At 37.7% G+C, this 19,465-nt stretch carries 22 protein-coding genes and 1 pseudogene; 5 read left to right on the top strand and 18 right to left on the bottom strand.

The features are described 5' to 3' along the window. Positions 1 to 118: 118 nt before the first annotated feature. The 7 genes from leuD to ilvB form a co-directional block, all read right to left on the bottom strand. Positions 119 to 703 carry a 3-isopropylmalate dehydratase small subunit gene (gene leuD, locus BMW36_RS13625; RefSeq protein ID WP_089742031.1) on the bottom strand — a complete coding sequence of 195 codons (585 nt, stop codon included), beginning with the start codon at positions 701 to 703 and terminating at the stop codon, positions 119 to 121. A 32-nt stretch (positions 704 to 735) separates the two neighbouring features. Beyond that, positions 736 to 2,154 (bottom strand): 3-isopropylmalate dehydratase large subunit, encoded by a 1,419-nt coding sequence (leuC, locus tag BMW36_RS13620; protein WP_089742029.1) that lies wholly within the window; start codon positions 2,152 to 2,154, stop codon positions 736 to 738. A 162-nt stretch (positions 2,155 to 2,316) separates the two neighbouring features. Next, positions 2,317 to 3,387, bottom strand: a complete 1,071-nt coding sequence (gene leuB, locus BMW36_RS13615) for a 3-isopropylmalate dehydrogenase (RefSeq protein WP_089742027.1) — start codon at positions 3,385 to 3,387, stop codon at positions 2,317 to 2,319. Positions 3,388 to 3,418: 31 nt separating this feature from the next. Continuing rightward, positions 3,419 to 4,942: a 2-isopropylmalate synthase gene (locus BMW36_RS13610; RefSeq protein WP_089742025.1), complete on the bottom strand. Its 1,524-nt coding sequence runs from the start codon at positions 4,940 to 4,942 to the stop codon at positions 3,419 to 3,421. After that, positions 4,929 to 5,960, bottom strand: a complete 1,032-nt coding sequence (ilvC, locus tag BMW36_RS13605; RefSeq protein ID WP_089742023.1) for a ketol-acid reductoisomerase — start codon at positions 5,958 to 5,960, stop codon at positions 4,929 to 4,931. The genes BMW36_RS13610 and ilvC overlap by 14 nt, the downstream gene beginning before the upstream one ends. Positions 5,961 to 6,055: 95 nt before the next feature. Continuing rightward, a complete protein-coding gene (gene ilvN, locus BMW36_RS13600) occupies positions 6,056 to 6,571 on the bottom strand; it encodes an acetolactate synthase small subunit (protein ID WP_089742020.1) in 516 nt (171 codons plus the stop codon). After that, positions 6,568 to 8,265 (bottom strand): biosynthetic-type acetolactate synthase large subunit, encoded by a 1,698-nt coding sequence (gene ilvB, locus BMW36_RS13595; RefSeq protein ID WP_089742146.1) that lies wholly within the window; start codon positions 8,263 to 8,265, stop codon positions 6,568 to 6,570. The genes ilvN and ilvB overlap by 4 nt, the downstream gene beginning before the upstream one ends. Before the next feature lie 758 nt (positions 8,266 to 9,023). Here ilvB and BMW36_RS13590 point away from each other — a divergent pair. Continuing rightward, a complete protein-coding gene (locus BMW36_RS13590; protein WP_089742018.1) occupies positions 9,024 to 9,488 on the top strand; it encodes a DUF6884 domain-containing protein in 465 nt (154 codons plus the stop codon). A gap of 5 nt (positions 9,489 to 9,493) precedes the next feature. Continuing rightward, positions 9,494 to 10,474 carry a zinc-binding dehydrogenase gene (locus tag BMW36_RS13585; protein ID WP_089742016.1) on the top strand — a complete coding sequence of 327 codons (981 nt, stop codon included), beginning with the start codon at positions 9,494 to 9,496 and terminating at the stop codon, positions 10,472 to 10,474. 29 nt (positions 10,475 to 10,503) lie between these two features. Here the strand turns inward: BMW36_RS13585 and spoVAE are convergent, their stop codons facing one another. The 4 genes from spoVAE to BMW36_RS13565 are packed head-to-tail and all read right to left on the bottom strand — an operon-like array spanning position 10,504 to position 12,798. Continuing rightward, positions 10,504 to 10,854, bottom strand: coding sequence for a stage V sporulation protein AE (spoVAE, locus tag BMW36_RS13580; protein WP_089742014.1), 351 nt, complete (start codon positions 10,852 to 10,854; stop codon positions 10,504 to 10,506). 16 nt (positions 10,855 to 10,870) lie between these two features. Next, positions 10,871 to 11,878 (bottom strand): stage V sporulation protein AD, encoded by a 1,008-nt coding sequence (gene spoVAD, locus BMW36_RS13575; RefSeq protein WP_089742012.1) that lies wholly within the window; start codon positions 11,876 to 11,878, stop codon positions 10,871 to 10,873. A gap of 4 nt (positions 11,879 to 11,882) precedes the next feature. After that, entirely contained in the window at positions 11,883 to 12,332 is a 450-nt protein-coding gene (gene spoVAC / locus BMW36_RS13570) for a stage V sporulation protein AC (protein ID WP_089742010.1), read from the bottom strand. A gap of 13 nt (positions 12,333 to 12,345) precedes the next feature. Beyond that, a complete protein-coding gene (locus BMW36_RS13565) occupies positions 12,346 to 12,798 on the bottom strand; it encodes a hypothetical protein (RefSeq protein WP_089742008.1) in 453 nt (150 codons plus the stop codon). A 225-nt stretch (positions 12,799 to 13,023) separates the two neighbouring features. Between BMW36_RS13565 and BMW36_RS13560 the strand changes: the two genes are divergently transcribed. Beyond that, on the top strand, positions 13,024 to 13,470 hold the full coding sequence (locus tag BMW36_RS13560) for a hypothetical protein (protein ID WP_089742006.1): 447 nt from the start codon (positions 13,024 to 13,026) through the stop codon (positions 13,468 to 13,470). 7 nt (positions 13,471 to 13,477) lie between these two features. Here BMW36_RS13560 and BMW36_RS13555 read toward each other — a convergent pair whose 3' ends face one another. Both BMW36_RS13555 and BMW36_RS13550 read right to left on the bottom strand, forming a co-directional pair. Further along, positions 13,478 to 14,155, bottom strand: a complete 678-nt coding sequence (locus BMW36_RS13555) for a hypothetical protein (RefSeq protein ID WP_089742004.1) — start codon at positions 14,153 to 14,155, stop codon at positions 13,478 to 13,480. 345 nt (positions 14,156 to 14,500) lie between these two features. Further along, on the bottom strand, positions 14,501 to 14,833 hold the full coding sequence (locus BMW36_RS13550; protein WP_175480473.1) for a PilZ domain-containing protein: 333 nt from the start codon (positions 14,831 to 14,833) through the stop codon (positions 14,501 to 14,503). A 311-nt stretch (positions 14,834 to 15,144) separates the two neighbouring features. Here BMW36_RS13550 and BMW36_RS13545 point away from each other — a divergent pair, with 311 nt between their 5' ends. Continuing rightward, positions 15,145 to 15,333 (top strand): aspartyl-phosphate phosphatase Spo0E family protein, encoded by a 189-nt coding sequence (locus BMW36_RS13545; protein WP_089742000.1) that lies wholly within the window; start codon positions 15,145 to 15,147, stop codon positions 15,331 to 15,333. Between the two features lie 27 nt (positions 15,334 to 15,360). Here BMW36_RS13545 and BMW36_RS13540 read toward each other — a convergent pair whose 3' ends face one another. After that, a complete protein-coding gene (locus BMW36_RS13540; RefSeq protein ID WP_089741998.1) occupies positions 15,361 to 16,521 on the bottom strand; it encodes an aminotransferase A in 1,161 nt (386 codons plus the stop codon). Between the two features lie 121 nt (positions 16,522 to 16,642). On the opposite strand from BMW36_RS13540, the gene BMW36_RS13535 reads away from it, so the two are divergent. Further along, positions 16,643 to 16,975, top strand: coding sequence for a hypothetical protein (locus tag BMW36_RS13535; protein WP_089741996.1), 333 nt, complete (start codon positions 16,643 to 16,645; stop codon positions 16,973 to 16,975). 2 nt (positions 16,976 to 16,977) lie between these two features. On the opposite strand, the gene BMW36_RS13530 is transcribed toward BMW36_RS13535, so the two are convergent. From BMW36_RS13530 to BMW36_RS13515, 4 genes and pseudogenes are all read right to left on the bottom strand, one after another. Further along, positions 16,978 to 17,439, bottom strand: coding sequence for a YkyB family protein (locus tag BMW36_RS13530; protein ID WP_245711685.1), 462 nt, complete (start codon positions 17,437 to 17,439; stop codon positions 16,978 to 16,980). 65 nt (positions 17,440 to 17,504) lie between these two features. Beyond that, positions 17,505 to 18,125: an SCO family protein gene (locus BMW36_RS13525; RefSeq protein ID WP_175480471.1), complete on the bottom strand. Its 621-nt coding sequence runs from the start codon at positions 18,123 to 18,125 to the stop codon at positions 17,505 to 17,507. Positions 18,126 to 18,130: 5 nt separating this feature from the next. After that, the gene (locus BMW36_RS13520) at positions 18,131 to 18,982 is read right to left on the bottom strand and encodes a metallophosphoesterase (RefSeq protein ID WP_089741993.1); all 852 of its coding nucleotides are present in this window, start codon (positions 18,980 to 18,982) and stop codon (positions 18,131 to 18,133) included. Between the two features lie 257 nt (positions 18,983 to 19,239). Continuing rightward, a pseudogene (locus BMW36_RS13515) lies at positions 19,240 to 19,465 on the bottom strand (zinc ribbon domain-containing protein); the annotation flags it as partial.

Here is a 19,465-nt window from a genome sequence, read left to right as displayed (position 1 = left end):
TAGATAACAGAGAAGGGTGGGGAAGGGAAGATGTTTTCTCGTAACTGTTGGTTGATGAGGAACATAAGCATAACAAAAAAACTGACTCCCTAAAATAGAGAATCAGTTCTTAGTCTTATTAATCACGTGCTGCTTCAAATTGATCGATTTTACCGGCATGTGTCAGAGTAACTGCGATATCGTCCCAGCCATTCAGTAACATTTCACGTTTATAGTCATCTAAATCAAAAGATGCCTCAAAGCCTTTATTGTCATATACTTTTTTCTCTTCCAGATCAACAGTTAACTGATACTTTTCTGTTTCCGCATTTTTAATTAATGTTTGTACTTCGTCGTCTGTTAATATTACAGGCAATATACCATTTTTAGTACAGTTATTGTAAAAAATATCAGCATAGCTTGGTGCAATAATTACCCTGAATCCGTAATCCTGGAGCGCCCATGGTGCGTGCTCACGCGAAGAGCCGCAACCAAAGTTTTCACCGGCAACCAAGATGGATGTTCCATCATACTTTGGCTGATTTAGCGAGAAATCTTCCCGTAATTCACCTTTTGAATCAAAACGCCAGTTATAAAAAACAAATTGGCCAAAACCTTTTCGTGAAATACGTTTTAAGAACTGTTTAGGAATAATTTGGTCTGTATCTACATTCGCACGATTTAAAGGATAGACTAAACCTTCATGCTTTCTAATTGGTTCCATTAATCGTTACCCCCTTATAAAATAATTCAATGTTAAATTGGTGCAGGAATCTCTAAATGACGAACATCAAAGAAATGGCCTTTTATTGCAGCTGCTGCGGCCATTTCAGGGCTAACTAAGTGAGTACGTGCTCCGGTACCCTGACGCCCTTCGAAGTTACGATTAGATGTAGAAGCGCAACGCTCGCCTTCTGGTACAACATCATCATTCATTGCCAGACACATACTGCAGCCAGCCTCCCGCCATTCAAAACCGGCGTCTTTAAAAATCACATCAATGCCTTCTGCCTCTGCTTGTGCCTTGACACTATGTGAGCCAGGTACAACAATTGCGCGAACATTTGGATGGACTTTATGACCCTTAATAATTTCAGAAGCTTTCCTTAAATCAGCAAGGCGGGAATTCGTACAAGAACCGATAAAGACATGTTCTATTGAAACAGAAGATATTGGTTCGCCACCTTCAAGCCCCATGTATTCCAATGCGCGTCTGATTTCTTCTTTTTCAATATCGTTGTTGCCATCTTCTTCTGTAGGAACATTAGCACTTACCGGAATACACATGCCGGGATTTGTACCCCATGTTACTTGTGGTTCGATTTCTTCTGCATTAATCTCAACTGTTTCGTCATATACAGCACCCTCATCTGAAGCAAGGGCTTTCCACTCTTCAGCAATCTGATCAAATGCTTCTCCCTCAGGAACATGGCGGCGACCGCGAAGGAATTCGACTGTTGTATCATCCGGACTAATTAAGCCTGCACGTGCACCTGCTTCAATTGACATGTTACAAACAGTCATACGACCTTCCATAGAAAGGCTGCGTATCGCCTCACCAGTATATTCGATGACATATCCAGTTCCGAATTTAACACCAAATTTACCAATAATCGCTAAGATCAAGTCCTTAGCTGTTACACCTTTCCCTAATTTACCATTTACCTTCACATTTAGTGTTTTAGGTTTTGACTGCCAAATTGTCTGGGTTGCTAAAACGTGTTCTACTTCACTTGTCCCAATACCAAAAGCTAAAGCACCAAACGCTCCGTGTGTAGATGTATGGCTGTCTCCACATACAATTGTTTTTCCTGGTTGTGTAAGTCCCAACTCCGGGCCAATAACGTGCACGATCCCCTGATCCGGGTGATGGATGTCAGCTAAAGGCACACCAAATTCCTCACAGTTTGTTTTTAATGTTTCCATTTGCGTTTTCGAAACTTCATCTTTAATTACATTGCGGTGTATTGTTGGTACATTATGATCCATTGTGGCAAAAGTACGGTCTGGACGGCGAACTTTTCGGTTATTCATTCTTAACCCTTCAAATGCTTGGGGGGAAGTTACTTCATGAACTAAATGCAAATCGATATATAATAAATCTGGTTTCCCTTCTTCGTGATGAACAACGTGTTTCTCCCAAATTTTCTCAATAACTGTTTTAGGTCTTCTCATCTGTTTCACTCCTTACGTAAATTTATCGAAAATCAGTACTTTTGAAAAAACATCGACGTAAGTACGCCGAAGCTTAGTATATCTTTATTGAAAAACAATGTAGGTAAAACTTTCGGCAATCGCTTATCATTCATGCGAATGCCGAATTTTTTACAAGTATAATTAGTTTAAAATAGCTTTGACAATAAGCTCTGTCATTTCTGTTGTATTAACTAGTTTCCCATCATTGCTTTTTAAATCTGCTGTATGGTAACCTTGATTCAATACATTTTCAACAGAATCTTCAATGGCTTGGGCTTCATCGTTCATGTCAAAAGAATAGCGAAGCATCATTGCAGCGGATAAAATCATTGCAATTGGGTTAGCGATACCTTTTCCTGCAATATCTGGCGCAGATCCATGTGCAGGTTCGTATAAGCCGACGCCATCTTCAGCTAAACTTGCTGAAGGAAGCATTCCAAGTGAACCTGTTAGTACAGAGGCTTCATCACTTAAAATATCACCAAACATGTTCTCTGTAACAATGACATCAAAGTCAGTTGGATTGGTAATGAGCTTCATTGCAGCCGCATCTACTAAAACGTGTTCAACTGTTACATCAGGATATTGAGCTTTCTTTTCTTCAACAATTTCACGCCATAGTTTACTAGATTCTAACACATTTGCTTTATCAACAGAAGTGAGGTGTTTATTTCGTAATTGTGCGCTTTGGAAAGCTTTATCAATAATTCGCTCAATTTCTTTTCTCGTATAGGAGAGCGTATCGACTACAGAGTTACCATTATCCCGCCGTTCACTAGGTTCTCCGAAATAAAGACCGCCAGTGAGTTCGCGTACAATCAGTAAGTCACTTCCTTGGATAATATCCTGGCGAAGTGGTGATGCGTGCAATAATTTTTCAAACCCTTTAACAGGACGCAAGTTTGCATAAAGATCAAGGGCTTTACGGATACCTAGCAACCCACGCTCAGGACGTAATTCGGACGGATTATTATCCCATTTAGGTCCGCCAACAGCTCCTAAGAGTACAGCATCTGCTTCTTTACAAGCAGTTACAGTTTCATCTGGAAGGGGAGTACCATGATTATCAATTGCGATACCACCAATATCAAAGGAAGAAAATTCGAACGATTTATTAAACTTTTTACTAATTGCTTCCAGGACATCTTTTGCTGCATAGATAACTTCAGCACCAATTCCATCTCCAGGAAGCAGGACAATTTTATTGCTCACTTGTTGAACCTCCTTAACATTTTCCAACAGTCTATTCTGATTTCTGGTGGTAAATTGCTCGATTTACGCCATTAAGATAGGCTTGAACGGCAGCTTCCAAGACATCCTGTGCGGACCCGCGTCCACTAACAGATAAACCATCAACCGTTAAGCTTACGTGGACTTCTGCTAGTGCATCACGCCCTTGGCCAATAGAGTTTAATTGAAAATCTGTTAAGTGGGTGTCTTCATGAATGATTTGATCTAATGTATTATATAATGCTTCCACACTGCCTTGCCCTGTACCGGTATCTTCAATCTGTTCATCATTTGGTGTTTTTAATCTGACAGTGGCACTCGGTTTATCAGAAGAGCCATATTGGACTTTAAAATCCTCTAAAGTGTATCGTTTAACATTAGATGTGTCTGTCTGTATATCTGTAAGAATAGCAAATAGGTCATCATCTGTTACTTCTTTTTTTCGATCTGTCAGAGATTTAAACGCTTTAAATGCTTCTTTAACCTTATCGTCTGTAAGCGAAAATCCTAATTGACTGATTTTATCTGTAAATGCATGTCTCCCGGAATGTTTACCCAATACTAAGTTATTCGATTGAACCCCAACTAATTCTGGTGTGATAATTTCGTAAGTTTGGGCATTCTTTAATACACCGTCCTGGTGAATACCTGATTCGTGTGCAAAAGCATTCCGTCCGACCACTGCTTTATTCCCTGGAACTGTCATACCCGTGAATTTACTCACCATATCACTTGTGCGTTTAATTTCTTTTAAGACAACGTTTGTATGATAAGGATAATAATCGTTCCGGATATTCAAAGCGACACTGAATTCTTCTAACGATGCATTCCCGGCACGTTCTCCAATTCCGTTAATTGTACCTTCCACTTGTGTAGCACCATTTTCTACAGCGGCAAAAGAATTAGCTAATGCCATCCCTAGATCATCATGACAATGACAAGACAGGTCTACTTTGTCGATATTTGGAACATTTTCTTTAATGTAGCGGAACATAGCACCATATTCCCGAGGCATCGTATACCCAACAGTATCAGGTAAATTGATAACAGTTGCCCCTGCGTCTATAACTTTTTCAATAATTTTAGCAAGAAAGTCAAGATCTGTACGTGAGGCATCTTCCGCCGACCATTCGATATTATCAAAGAATTGTTTGCCATACTTCACCATTTCTACAGCTGTTTCGATCACTTCATCCGGTGTTTTCTTTAACTTATATTCCATATGAATAGGGGAGGTTGCGATGAATACATGCAATCTCGGATTCTCAGCATTTTTGAGAGCATCCCGACAGGCATCAATATCTGATTTTACTGCGCGGGCAAGTCCAGCAACTTGCACATTTTTAACAGTTTCAGCAATCTTCTTTACTGCGTCAAAGTCACCTTGGGAGGAAGCAGGAAATCCTGCTTCCATAATATCAACCCCAAAGCGTTCTAATTGTTTAGCTAGTTCTAATTTTTCCAATTGATTCAGATTCACACCAGGTGATTGTTCACCATCTCTAAGTGTGGTATCAAAAATCTTAATTTGAGTCATTAGAGACCACTTCCTTCTTATTAATCGCCTTTTGCTTTACAAATGGCATTAATTCACGAAGCTCTTTCCCTACCTTTTCAATTTGATGTTCACTTTCTGCACGTTTAATTGCAGTGTAGCGTGGACGGTTTGCCTGGTTTTCAAGAATCCAGCCTTGAGCAAATTTACCTGTTTGAATATCAGTAAGTACATCTTTCATACGTGCTTTTGTGCTTTCATCAACAACACGCGGTCCTGACATGAAGTCTCCCCATTCAGCAGTATCTGAGATAGAGTGGCGCATGTTTTCAAGTCCGCCTTCATACATTAAGTCAACGATTAATTTTAATTCGTGAAGACACTCAAAGTATGCAACTTCTGGCTGGTATCCAGCTTCAACTAATGTTTCAAAACCAGCTTTTACAAGGGCAGAGGCACCACCGCACAGTACAGCTTGCTCACCGAATAGATCAGTTTCCGTTTCTTCCTGGAATGTAGTTTCTAAGATACCAGCACGACCTGCTCCAATTCCTTTAGCGTATGCAAGAGCGATGTCTTTTGCTTTGCCTGTAGCATCCTGGAAGATACCGTAAAGACCAGGTACACCAGCACCTTCTTGATATGTTCTACGTACAAGGTGACCAGGTCCTTTTGGAGCTACTAAGAATACATCTACATCAGCAGGTGGTACGATCTGGTTAAAGTGGATATTAAAACCATGAGCAAATACTAAAGCATTTCCTGCTTCTAAATTTGGTTCAATAGCTTCTTTATAAATTGCAGGTTGATATTCGTCTGGAAGCAGGATCATAATAACGTCTGCTTCTTTAGAAGCTTCTGCTACTGTTTTTACTTCTACACCATCTTCTACTGCTTTATCCCATGAACGTCCCTTACGAAGGCCGACAACTACGTTAAATCCACTTTCTTTAAGGTTTAAAGCATGGGCATGACCTTGAGAACCATATCCAATAATAGCGATTTTTTTTGATTGTAAAACCTCTTCGTTAATGTTGTTGTTATAAAGTACTTTTGTCATGAAAATTACATCCTCTCAATGATTTAAATTTATTATTTATTTTATAGTAGTAGAAAGGCCTAACTTGTAAGCATTTCTATTATATATGTTGGAAATTACCCTAGAATAGAGCTGCTGTCATTGTTCACTGGCTGCTGTCCGCGAACTAATGCAGTCACGCCGGTTCTTGCCAGTTCTTTAATACCATATGGTTTTAACAACTCGATTAATGCTTCGATTTTTTCCGGCTTACCTGTTACTTGAATGGATAAACTGTCTTTACTAACATCAATGATGGAAGCACGGAATGGATCAATAATACCTTGTATTTCACCACGAAGCTGGCTGTTGCTGACAATCTTAATCAGTGCAAGCTCGCGGGCTACAATTGCTTTATCAGAAATATCTGAAACTTTAATGACGTCAATCTGTTTGTTTAATTGTTTTGTAACCTGTTCTAATTTTTGAAAATCTTCAACGTCTACCACAAAGGTCATTTTTGACATACCTTCTGTTTCTGTTCTCCCAACGGAAATACTCTCAATATTAAATTGTCGACGTTGGAGCAGACTTGTAACGCGATTTAAAACACCACTGCGATTTCTAACGGTTGCTGTTATGATTCGTTTCATGGTTTCACCCCAATCATTTCATTTAACCCTTTACCTGGAGCGATCATCGGAAAAACATTTTCCTGTTGAATAACACGTGCATCAACAACTACTGGACCTTCATAATCGAAGATTTCAGGCAATGCTTTTATAAAGTCTTCTTGTGTATCAACCTTAAGACCTTTAATTCCATATGATTCAGCTAGTTTAACGAAATCTGGCTGAATGCTGAAGATTGACTGTGAGTATCTTTCTGAATAGAATGCTTCCTGCCACTGTCTAACCATTCCTAATGCCTGGTTATTTACAATGATTACTTTAACAGGCAATCCGCGTTCCTGAAGAATCGACAGTTCTTGTAGTGTCATTTGGAAACCGCCATCTCCTACAATGGATACGACCGTATCGTCTGGTTTAGCAAGCTGGGCACCAATTGCAGCAGGAAAGCCAAATCCCATTGTTCCGAGTCCACCAGAAGATACCCAACGATCAGGTGTATTAAACTTATAAAATTGAGCTGCCCACATCTGGTGTTGCCCAACATCTGTTGTGACAATCGCTTTACCTTCTGTCTTCTCATGAACTTTCTGGATTACCCATTGTCCAATCATCTCAGTGTTTGGGTTATTAAACCATAATGGGAATTCCTTCATGTTTTCATGGATTCTAACTAACCAATCATCATGAGCAGGTTGCGAAATATCGCTTTGTAATAATTTTTTCAAAGCCTCTTTTGCATCCCCAACAATCGGAATATCTGTTGGGACATTCTTGCCAATCTCTGCTGGATCAATATCGACATGTGCAACTGTAGCGTTTGGGGCAAAAGATGCCAGATTTCCTGTTAACCTGTCATCAAATCTTGCGCCAATGTTTATCAGTAAGTCACACTCATAAAGTGCGGTATTTGCTGCATATGTCCCATGCATACCTGCCATACCGAGGAACAGTGGATGTTCTCCGGGAAATGCACCTAAGCCCAGTAATGTTGAAGCAACAGGCAAGGTATATTTTTCAGCAAATTCCTTAATTTCTTCGGAAGCTTTAGCAAATAAAATTCCAGCCCCAGTTAAAATTATTGGTTTTTTTGCATTTCCAATTGCTTCTGCTAACTTTTTGATTTGTAAAGGGTTTGGTTTTGTTGTCGGCTGATAGCCAGGTAAATCCAGTTCTACATTTGACTGAAAGCTTTCCTCAATGACTTCAGCTGAAATATCTTTCGGCATATCAATTAATACAGGGCCAGGACGTCCGGTTGTAGCAATGTGGAAAGCCTCTTTTACAATTCTTGGTAAGTCTTTCACATTACGTACCTGATAATTATGTTTAGTAATAGGTGTGGTAACACCCATTACATCAACTTCCTGGAATGCATCTGTACCAATAATCCCCTGTGCTACCTGGCCAGTAATGACTACTAATGGGAGTGAGTCAATCATTGCATCTGCAATACCCGTAACCAAATTTGTAGCACCAGGTCCAGAGGTGGCAATTACTACACCAGGCTTACCAGAAACCCGGGCATAGCCCTCTGCAGCATGGATTGAGCCTTGTTCGTGTCGCGCTAAAATTTGTGTAAAAGATTCCTGTGCTTTATATAGTGCATCGAAGATTGGCAGGGCAGCACCACCTGGATAACCAAATAGTGTTTCTACACCTTCATTAATCAACGATTCGACTAGCAAGTCAGCACCTGTCTTTGGTTCTTTTTTCATTGCTGTTTCTTCTGCTTGCTTTTGTGTTCTTTCCACTTTAATCCCTCCTATAAATAAAATTTATCGAAAATTTAATAATGGATTCGTTGATTGTGACTCCATCTTTCACTGTATGAAAAAAGGCCATTTCTATCTTGTTCATCGCTCACAAAAGTTAAGAGCTATCAACAAGGGAGAAAAGGCCTTTCTTTTCACGGTACCACCCTGATTCGCAATATTCTTACAAATACTGCCTTATGAAGCTAACCATTTTAAAATAGCAGCTTCAGTTTTGGTAACAGGTGATGGACACCTGGCTGTACCTACTAAGAGACTCTGTTCAGTACAACACTCAGGGATGAGTATTCAGAATAAGGTGTATTACCAAGTTTCCAGCATCCTCGGCTCTCTATTAATACATAATCCTAATCCTTTGTTCCCGTCTTCGTTTTTATCGATTCTATATGTTTGTCGCTATAGTTTATACTATACGAAAGATTTCATTCTGTCCATATCTTCCAAGTAAAAAATATAAAAAGAAAATATCTGATTGACGACAATAATACAACCAATTTCACAAATGGTCAACCGTTTTTTAATAATTTTCTGACATTTCAAAAAAGTCTCTATAACAGTAAGCGATTACATGATTATTTTTATTGGATTTCAAAAAGCAAAAAAAATGTCGTACTTTTTAGGGGGTGGGATGCTAATATTTCATTTCTCTATCGTTTTTAGTTACAATATATTTGTAAATTTTAATTTAAAGGGCTGATAATTTGGAAAAGCTTTGTGTGATCCCCTGTGGAAAAAGAAAAATATGGGATAAATATCCTGATAAAGGAGCAGTACGAGCGGAAGAAGCATATATTGGTGTACTGCGACAGCTTACGCTGGGATATGCAAAGAAATTTATCAAGGAATGGGTCACCATATCTGCTAAACACGGTTTCCTTCTCCCAAGTGACCTCGTTCAGGAAAATTATGATCTAACATTTCAACCAAACAATCCGGAAGTAGTAACAGTCAATCAGCTTAAATATCAGTTGCAAGAAAAGAAACTGGATCAATACGACCATATCATTATTTTAACAGGAAAAAAATACCAGAAAACGATGGAGAAGGTATTTGATCATGCTAAGTTGGTTGAATTTCCTCTTCTAGGGACAAAGGGGATAGGTGATATGCAAAACCTTCTTAAGGAGAGTATTAATAAAAATCAACCGTTACATAAGAAAGGATGATATGAATGAAGGCATATGTGGTTCAAAACGGTGAATACAAAATGAAGGAAGTAGAGGAACCTTCTGTGGAAGGGAATGAAGTGAAAGTACAGCTGAAAACGGCTGGTTTAAATCACCGTGATCTTATGATCAAACAACGTGTTGGTACAACAGAGACGCCGTACATTTTAGGTTCGGATGGTGCGGGAGTAGTGGTGGAAGCAGGGGTCGACTGCAGCCGATTTGCTGTAGGGGATGAAGTTATCATTAATCCAGGTTTAAATTGGTATGAAAAAAGTGAAGCACCACCTGAGAACTTTGAAATTGCAGGGGTGCCGTATCCGGGAACTTTTGCAGAGAAAATGGTCATTTCAGAAGATTTCGTTGAAAAAAAACCTTCCCATTTCTCCTGGAGCGAGGCAGGTGTATTCACTTTATCTGGTTTAACTGGTTACAGAGCTTTATTTACACAGGGCAAAATAAAAGAAAGTGACACATTATTTATCCCTGGAGCAGGTGGTGGAGTAAACTCTTTTATCATTTTATTAGCGAAGGAAATTGGTGCAAAAGTTATCACTACTTCACGGGACAAGCAAAAACTGAAACAGGCACAAGAGAAATTAGGATATGACGTAGGAATTTTAACTGAAGATAACTGGGTGGAGAAACTGGGAGACGAAACAGTCGACTTAGTTATCGAGAGCATTGGCGGGAAAACATTTAACCGTTCATTAGAAGTATTAAAAAAAGGCGGAAGAATTGTTACGTATGGCTCGTCAACTAATGATGAAATAACATTTGACTTACGCAAATTCTTTTATGGACAATACAGAATGACCGGTTCAACGATGGGGAGCAGGGAGGAGTTACATGAATTGTTATCTTTTGTGGAACAGCATGATATAAAGCCGGTAATTGATAAGCAATTTGCCTTTTCTAACATTGACAAGGCATTTGACTATTTAGGAAAGCAAAATCAACTTGGTAAAGTTGCAGTATCTTTTTAACTTATAACTAACCGCCTTTAATTTGGCGGTTAGCCTTTTGGTTTAAAGATCAGGGCACCAATCATACCGAAAATAATAGCAGACGAGATACCTGAACTTGTTACTTCAAACATTCCCGTAATAACTCCAATTAATCCGTGTTTTTCAGCTTCTTCTAAAGCACCATGCACGAGTGAATTTCCAAAACTCGTAATCGGAACAGTTGCCCCTGCGCCAGCAAAGTCAATAAGTGGCTCATATAAGCCGAATCCATTCAATATTGCCCCAATAACTACAAGGATACTCAAAGTATGTCCTGGGGTTAATTTAGCAACATCTAAGATCAATTGACCAATTACACAAATAATCCCGCCTACAATAAATGACCATAAAAATACCATCCAAAGCACCTCCGGCTTATGATAAATTTTCAATTGATACAGCATGAGCAATACATGGTATAGATTGCTTTTGCTGAACAGTTAACGGAGAAAGTAAAGCACCTGTTGCGACAACTAAAATTCGCTGATATTCATTTTTCATTAATTTCTTTAGAAGATGCCCATATGTTACGATAGCTGAACAGGCAGGTCCGCTTGCACCGGCGAAAACTGATTGATCATCTTTGTACACCATTAAACCGCAATCCTTAAATTTTGATTCATCAATCGGTCGTTGATTTTTGGAGAATAAATCCAGGCAGATCAAACGGCCATATTTTGCTAAGTCACCAGTAATAATAAGGTCGTAATATGTTTCATCCACATTGCGGTCATTAAAATGCTGGGTAATAGTATCAAAAGCAGCTGGAGCCATTGCACCTCCCATATTAAAGGGATCTGTCATTCCTTCATCAATTACTTTGCCAATTGTTGCAGAAGTTACCCGAGGGCCCTCACCATCCTTTGCTACAAGTGCCATTCCTGCTCCTGTCACTGTCCACTGGGAAGTATCAGGTTTCTGGCTGCCGTATTCTGTTGGATAGCGGAATTGTCTTTCTGCAGCTGAGTTATGACTCGCTGCTCCAGTTAAGGCGTAGTCTGCATTTCCTTCACTTACAAACAAGGAAGAGATGGCTAATCCTTCCATGGAAGTGGCACATGCACTAAATAATCCTAAGTATGGTATCTTTAGTTCCCTTGCAGCGAAGTTGGTAGGGGTTATCTGATTAATTAGATCACCATGAAGAAAGAAATTGACTTTATCTTTTGATACATTTGCTTTTTTTAAAGCGATCGTACTTGCTTCCTCGATCAAATGGCTGTGAGCTTGTTCAAAAGATTTTTCCTCCATCCATTGATCTGAAAAGAACAAGTCAAAATCGTCTGCAATGTTCCCCTGTTCCTCGAAAGGCCCGCCAACAGTTCCTGTAGATACAATAACCGGCGGATTTTTAAAAGTCCAGGTAGCTTTTCCCTGTAACATGTAATCAACTCCAATATGAAAAAATCGTTTTAATTAAAGCGATGATAAAAGCAGAAAATACACCAAATAAAATTACAGAGCCTGCCAGTTTGAACATATTACCACCAACACCCTGAACAAAACCTTCTGTCCGATGCTCTATAGCTGCTGAAATCACTGCATTTCCAAAACCGGTGACTGGTACAGCTGTTCCTGCTCCGGCAAACTGCGCTATTTTATCATAAACACCAAAGCCAGTTAGCAGCATAGTAATAAAAATTAATGTTGCAACAGTAGGGTTACCGACTGTTTGTTCGGTAAAATCAAAGAAATACATATAAATGGTAGAAATTAATTGACCAAACACACAAATTAAACCGCCAATAATGAACGCTTTAATACAATTTTTAAGGACAGGGCGTTTAGGTTCCAGCTTTTGTTCATATTTCTGATAGTTAGTTTTTTCTTTAGCCATATTGTCAACTCCATCATGTTTGTTCTTTTAGAAGCTTTTTCATGTCTTTAACTTTCTTTTCTATTTCCTTCTGATCGATTTTCTCTTTTCTTTGTAATTTCTCTAATTCCATAAGAAATTTAGTATCAGAAGTAACATTTACTTCTTTATCTTTCATTTTTTTCTTTATCTTTTTTTGGATTTTTTTAGCAATATCCTGTTCGTTCATCTGGTTTATACTGGTTAATTGGACGGCTATGAATAGGTCTTTCTTTGTCTGTACAGCTCTATACTTAACCATCTTATTTTCTTGTTCATCCATCACTTCTTGTGCTACACTTGGAAGACTAAATGTTGAGTTGGTTTCTGTCGATATTTGCTTTGGCTGACTGGTTGAGGTTCCATTCGACTCATTATTCTCTGCATTGCAACCTGTCAATATCGAAAAAAACACAATAGTGGTGAATAAGAATGCTTTTAAATTCATCAGGTATGTTCCTTTCTGATAGTGAAATGGAAGCACAAATGTAAATGCTTTATATAAGATATCATGTTAAAAAATGACTAAATTATACTGTGGAAAATTTGGGATTTTTTAAATGGTTAATGCGAATAGAGAATTTTTGACAAATTTTATAGAAATTTTGGAATTATGAAACTTTTGACTAATCTAAATCGTCATATAAGAAGAGGGGTCGAGGAGGAGTGTCAAATGTGGAAAAAAATAATTGTAACGATTCTTTTGATCGCTTGTATTGGCCTGTTAGTTACAGCCTTTATTAAAGAATCGATGAAGACAAACTTGGCTGAGACTGTAAAAATTAATGAACAATATGAGGATTATATCATACACATCCGAATTGAAGCCGTAAATGATGGATTCCAGGTGCTTCGGTCATTAGAATATACAGGGGATGAAAAAGTGGAAATTAAACACAGAAATCCCTTAACTGCAGTTACCATTAACAAGGATAATCCCGTTTTTACCGGTAGTGATCGTACGATGGTCTTAAACCCTGGGAATAATTATCATCCCCAGGAGCCTGTGGAGTTTTCCAACTTACCAAAAGGTTCACATACTGTTTATATACATACGCAGTTTTTTGTGGACGGTGAGCGTGTAGATATCAAATCAAAAGGAGAGCTTAAGTTTGAATAAGCTCTCTTTAATCTTGATATTTTTCTTCAGAATCTTTCGAATAGAGTATTTGCTGTGTGTCTTCACTTTCTGGTAAAGATAATTCGACGGAAAACTCACTTTCATTTATCCATAAAGGATTGGAAAGCCGTATATTATCATTATTTAGCGAAAAAGGTTCGTATTTCTCCCGTTTCCACTCCTGTAAATTGAAGACAGTAACATAGTCAGCTTCTTTTTTCCCGAATATAAATAGCAGTTTATCCCCTGATGGCGAAGGCAAAAAACTTTTAAGTGTAACAAAATCATCCAGTAATCTGGACTGATCAGTTGCAGAATGATCAATTAACATATAAGAGCAATTATCAATATTACAGTTAAAAGTGAGCAAATATAAATTTTCTAAGTGCAGTGTTTCTAATGCCATAGTGCTAATTCCGTCTTCTCTGTCAGCAAATGTACTAAGAAAGTTTTCAAGTATCGGTATCTTCTCAGTGTCTATTGTGATAATTTTGTTATCAACAAAAAAGTCAATGGTAGTGTCAATCCGTACTGATTCCTCTTCAATGGGAACACTTTTAATTGAATTAGCGATTACTTCATTACTTCCTGTAATCTCTTCCGGCAGTGTCAGGTTATCTTCTGAATCCGCATTTGTACAGCCGGTAATAAAGAGGAGGAGTAAAATAGTTATAGTTTTTTTCATTAAGTGAATCACCTCCACAACGTCTACTGATAAGTATGGTAATATTCTGGATCAATATTCATAGTAATTATTTCATAAATTGAAAATAATTCAATAACAAAGTGACAGTCTGCAACTTAATTTATTCATTATCTTTCTCTACGTCGATTAATTCTTAGTTGTATTCAAAAAAATATGAAGTATAATAGAGGCATAAACAGAAATTAGTGAGGAGTGAATGTAATATGTTCGGAATTATTTCAATGATCTTACTAGTGGCACTTATCGGTTTTAGTATTTTTGACCGAGTATAAAAGGTTATTACATAGCAAAAGAAAAATCCTCTTAAAACAGAGGTTTTTTCTTTTATCCTTTAACTTTAGCGAGTTCTTTTAATACCGTAATAATTCTGTGGTGATATTCTTCAGAATGTTTTAAGGAGATTCCGCATTGAATATAATCTCCATAATCAAGACTCCATACTATTTTACCAATAACTTTAAACTCTTCCTCTATTAATTTATATTTTATATTAATAGCAGTATTCTCGGATATAGGATGAATCGAATTTATTTTCATTCCCGATGGACTAACATCAATTATTTGAACTGTAATTTCCTCTGATTCTTCGTGGAATGCCAGGCCGCTAACGGGTTGAGTAAACGTATAGCGAAAAGCTTCTTCTCTTTTATAATGCATATTTTCCATCCTTTTCTTTCAGCCATATTACAGTAAATATACCATACTTTTAAAATTCTTTGTCGAATTAAATGATAGAATAAGAGAAAAAGAGATTTTTTTGTCTGCTTTTCTGCATCTATTTACATCCTTTTATTTTTTTGGGATAATTAATAACATTCGCGGCAACTTTATCTGTATATACATGTTTAGAAAAAAATAGAAATGGGTAATGTTAGATGAATTAACTGTTAATCCCAGATGTTTATATGTTTCTCGGAAGTATAGCAGAGAAGGGCAAGTCTCAATTTTAAAGGGGGTAACACGGTACGATGACAAGAAATACAGTGGAATTAATGAGTAAAATTGAAAAGCTCCGTCAGGAAATGGCCGATGTTGCTCTGACTAAGGGTATCACCAGTAAAGAGTCTTTATATATAAGTCAAGAACTGGATCGGTTGCTTAATGATTATGAATATCGCAGAAAAAATACTAGTGCTGAGCAAGGTGAATTGTGGTAAATTCATCAATTGCTCAGCACTTTCTGTTTACTGTAAAATATTTTTAAAGTAATTTTCTAACCTGTCCATACCTTGTTGAAGTGTTGTTAAATCATAAGCATAAGACAAACGTAAAAACCCTTCACCATATTGAGAAAATGCACTTCCAGGGACAAGGGCTAATTTTGCCTTTTCAACAATATCGAGTGCAATATCAAAGGAAGAAGATTGCAAATGTGATATATCGATAAAGAAGTAAAAACCTCCATCAGGAACATATGTATGTAATTTCATTTCCTTACATCTTTTGATAATATAATCTCTTCTCATTTTGTATGATTTCTTCATTTCCTCCGGATCCTCAGCTCCATTTTTGATTGCTTCCAATGCAGCATACTGGCTGATGGAACTTGCACAGGAGACATTATACTGATGGACTTTTAATATGTGCTTTGCCAACCATGACGGAGCCAGAATATATCCGATTCGAAATCCGGTCATAGAGTGGGATTTGGATAACCCATTAATAATAATGATTTGGTCTCGAATACTTGTAAAACGGCCGATTGAATAATGCGACTGATCGTAAACTAATTCACTGTAGATTTCATCCGCGATCAGAAAGATTTCTTTCTGATCAATTAATGTAGCAATTTCCTCCAACTCACCTTCATTTAAGGTAACACCTGTTGGGTTAGAAGGATATGGTATAAGGATTGCTTTTGTTTTTGGAGAAAGGTGTGATTTGATTAAATCTGCTGTAAGTTTAAAACCATTTTCCCTTGTATCAATAAAAACGGGTTTTGCCCCCGCTAACTTGATTAATGGTTCATAACCTGGATATACAGGTCCCGGAAGAATTACCTCATCGTCTTTTTTTAATATTGTTCGCAAAGTAATATCAATTGCCTGAGATGCACCGACAGTTACGATTATTTCATCTTCTGGCCGATAGGACAACTGATACTTTTTGTGGACGAATGTGGAAATAGCTTCCCGCAGTGGAAGAATTCCGGCATTATGCGTGTACGTAGTGTGATTCATATCAATGGCATGCTTTGCACTTTTCTTTACATGCTCCGGTGTATAAAAATCGGGTTGACCAATAGTTAATGACAGAATATCTTCTTTTCCCTGCACTAAATTAAAAAATCTTCTAATTCCTGATATTTCAATAGCTTTTACTGCATCATTCAGTAGATGATCCATAAATTTAACCTCCTGAAAAACGATTGTGTATTATAAAAACGAGCATATTTGGCTATTACTTTATATAGTACGGACATATTTTATCATAAAAATAAAATGTAGAGAAAGAAGGAATATTATTGTGGACAAAATCTGGAATGAGATTGTGAGATTAATGGACGTCTTGATGATTACAATGCAAAAAGAACTAATCATGTTAATAATTGCTGTATGCTGTCTTTTAACAGGGTATTATATAGTATATCCATTCATTAGAATAATGATAGCATTAGAGTGGGGAACTTTCTTAACTTTTATATTAGTAAGTATAACAGGAATATGGTTAATGAGTTATCTTGTACCAGAAATTCCCGGAAAGTATTATATTTTTGCTATCATTATTTTCTCTCTTTGTATATGTTCTAGAAGATTACTGGCGATATGGAAAGTGAGGCTAAATACTAAACAGATTTAGCCTCACTTTTTCCTTTTATGATAGAAAGGCGAGATAGAGGCAGGGTGCAAATAAGAGGATGTCAAAGGAGGAGAATTCCTGTTCCTTTTAATTTTAGCAGGGCGTTCTGTCCATTTTAAATATTCTGTCAGTATTTTTTTTGCCTTGGAGAGAGATAAGTTTGGGATAGGATTACGATAATTATTGTCAAGCTTACCTAAATGTTTCAGTCCCTTCATATCCTCTTTTGTCGGCGGCATATGGAAGAAATAGTTACCCACTTTTACTAACATTACAGAATGCTGCCTGCTATGCTTCGGATTGTTGGAAAAGTGCAAGCCCACTTTTTCCGCTTTCCTTTCCATCAGGAGCTGTTCCATTGTTGCTTTCTTCAATTTATAGAGATAAGAAGGGTCAGGGGCTGTTTTTGCATGCCTGTTTACAATAAACAAAGCTTGTCCAATTAATTGTGTATTGTCTGTCAAGAAGTCCACCTCCCAAATGATTAGTAAAAAAGCAGAAGCGTAAAGCCTCCGCTTCTACTACTACATTAATTCATCGTTTTAATATCTTCAACTATTTTCTTCATGTTATCAGCTTTTGAGCCATTGTATCCCTTAATAGCAAACCCATCTGGTGTTACAAGATAAAAAGTTGTCTGGTGAACGACCTGGTCACTATTTTCAGGGTTCTCCACAAATGCTTTAAAGGAATTGAGGGCAAATTGTTTGATTTCTTCATCACTGTAACCTGTTAACAAATTCCAGTTTTCAAATGTTGCGCCTCTATCCTCTGCGTATTGTTTTAACTTTTCTGGAGTGTCGTTTGCCGGATCTACCGAAAAAGAGACAAGCTCTGCATCAATTCCTTCTTGGATTAACAAATCCTGAAGTCGTGACATGTTCGCAGTCATTGCTGGGCATACAGTGGTGCAGTTAGTAAAAACCATATTAGCAACCCAAAACTTTCCATCAAGCAATTCTTTCGAAAATTCTTCTCCATTCTGGTTAGTGAAGATAAAATCCTCTACTTGGATTTCGAAGTCACCTTTGTATTTGGTTGAATTGTTGTCAGCGTCACTTCCTGAGGCGTTATCACCATCTGCTCCAGTCCCGCATGCAGTTAGTATAATACTACACATCAGAATTACAAATAAAAACTTTGATTTCATTTCAATCATCCTTTCTTCAGTTCATATACCGTAATTTCCGGTTTGCAAAAAAAACGGTAGGGAAGCCTGGTTGTACCAATTCCTCGGCTCACATAAAGCTGAAGAGGTTTGCTGCCAACCTGGTATCTTCCTTCCACATACTTTTCTGCTAAGTAGGGTGTATAAATATAACCTACAAATGGAAGCTGCACTTGACCGCCATGGCTGTGTCCGGAAATTTGAACATCAACCTCGTAATCTTTCACAGTATCAGCAAAATCCGGTTCGTGAACTAATAATATGGTGAAGTCATAGTCTTCTGCCGATTGAATAGCAGCACTAATATCAGGTTGTCCCAGCATAATATCATCAAGGCCAGCTAGCATGATCTTATCACCATTCCTGTTTAGAAGTCTATGGCTATTTTTCAACAATTGAAATCCTGCTTCATCAAATACTTGTTTAACAATATCTGTTCCGTAGCCTCCGTGATCATGGTTGCCGTAAATCCAGTACTTCCCATCAGCGGCATTCATGCTTGCTAATGTAGATACAATTTCACTGTTCCAGTTGAATTGCTGAGGATGATCAACTAAATCCCCTGTAAAAGCAATAAGGTCAGGGTTTAATCCGTTAATTTCCAAGACCAGTTCTTTAAGCTGATCAATAGAATAGTGAAATCCTATATGCGTGTCACTAAATTGTAAGATTTTATAAGAATCAAAACTTGCCGGGATTTTCGGTGATTGAATGGTGACATGGTGTATGTCAAGCAGCTTTGGCTCAACTTCTTTAGCGTAATAGTATGTCCCGCTCCCAATACCGAATATCGAGATGATTCCTCCAATCATTCGTTTTAAAAATGTACGACGTTTCATTATAAGATACCTTTCTTTCATCAATGTTAAAATCTATTATAACATGAGTTGGTGAACTACTCCCACCAACCACCCTTACGGGTTGCTTGAAGTGGGGGCTTCTTGGGTAATCGTCCCTTTTGGCAGCTGACGAAATGGACCAAGCTAACCCTCTTGTTCCAAGAGTTTATCCTTTCATTCGGCACTTGTTAATATGCGAATGCCTTCTTTTTTATGTTTAGCGCAGCATTGTAATCTCTATCAAGATTTAGTCCTCAAGAACAAACATACATCCTAACATTCATAGGCATTGGTAGGGTATTTCCACAACACGAACAAGTTTTAGTAGATGGAAACCATTTGTCAATTTTGATCAGTTGTTTTCCTTGTTCTTTTAATTTGTACTGTAAGAAAGAAGTGAACATTCCCCATCCACTATCCGCTACGCTTTTACCGAATCTAAGTGCTTGTGACATTCCTTTCATGTCTAAATCTTCTATTACC

The organism is Gracilibacillus ureilyticus (assembly GCF_900111195.1).
GTDB lineage: Bacteria > Bacillota > Bacilli > Bacillales > Amphibacillaceae > Gracilibacillus > Gracilibacillus ureilyticus.
The sequence above is the reverse complement of the archived record's forward strand: the minus strand, read 5'-3'. Positions and strand labels throughout refer to the sequence as shown.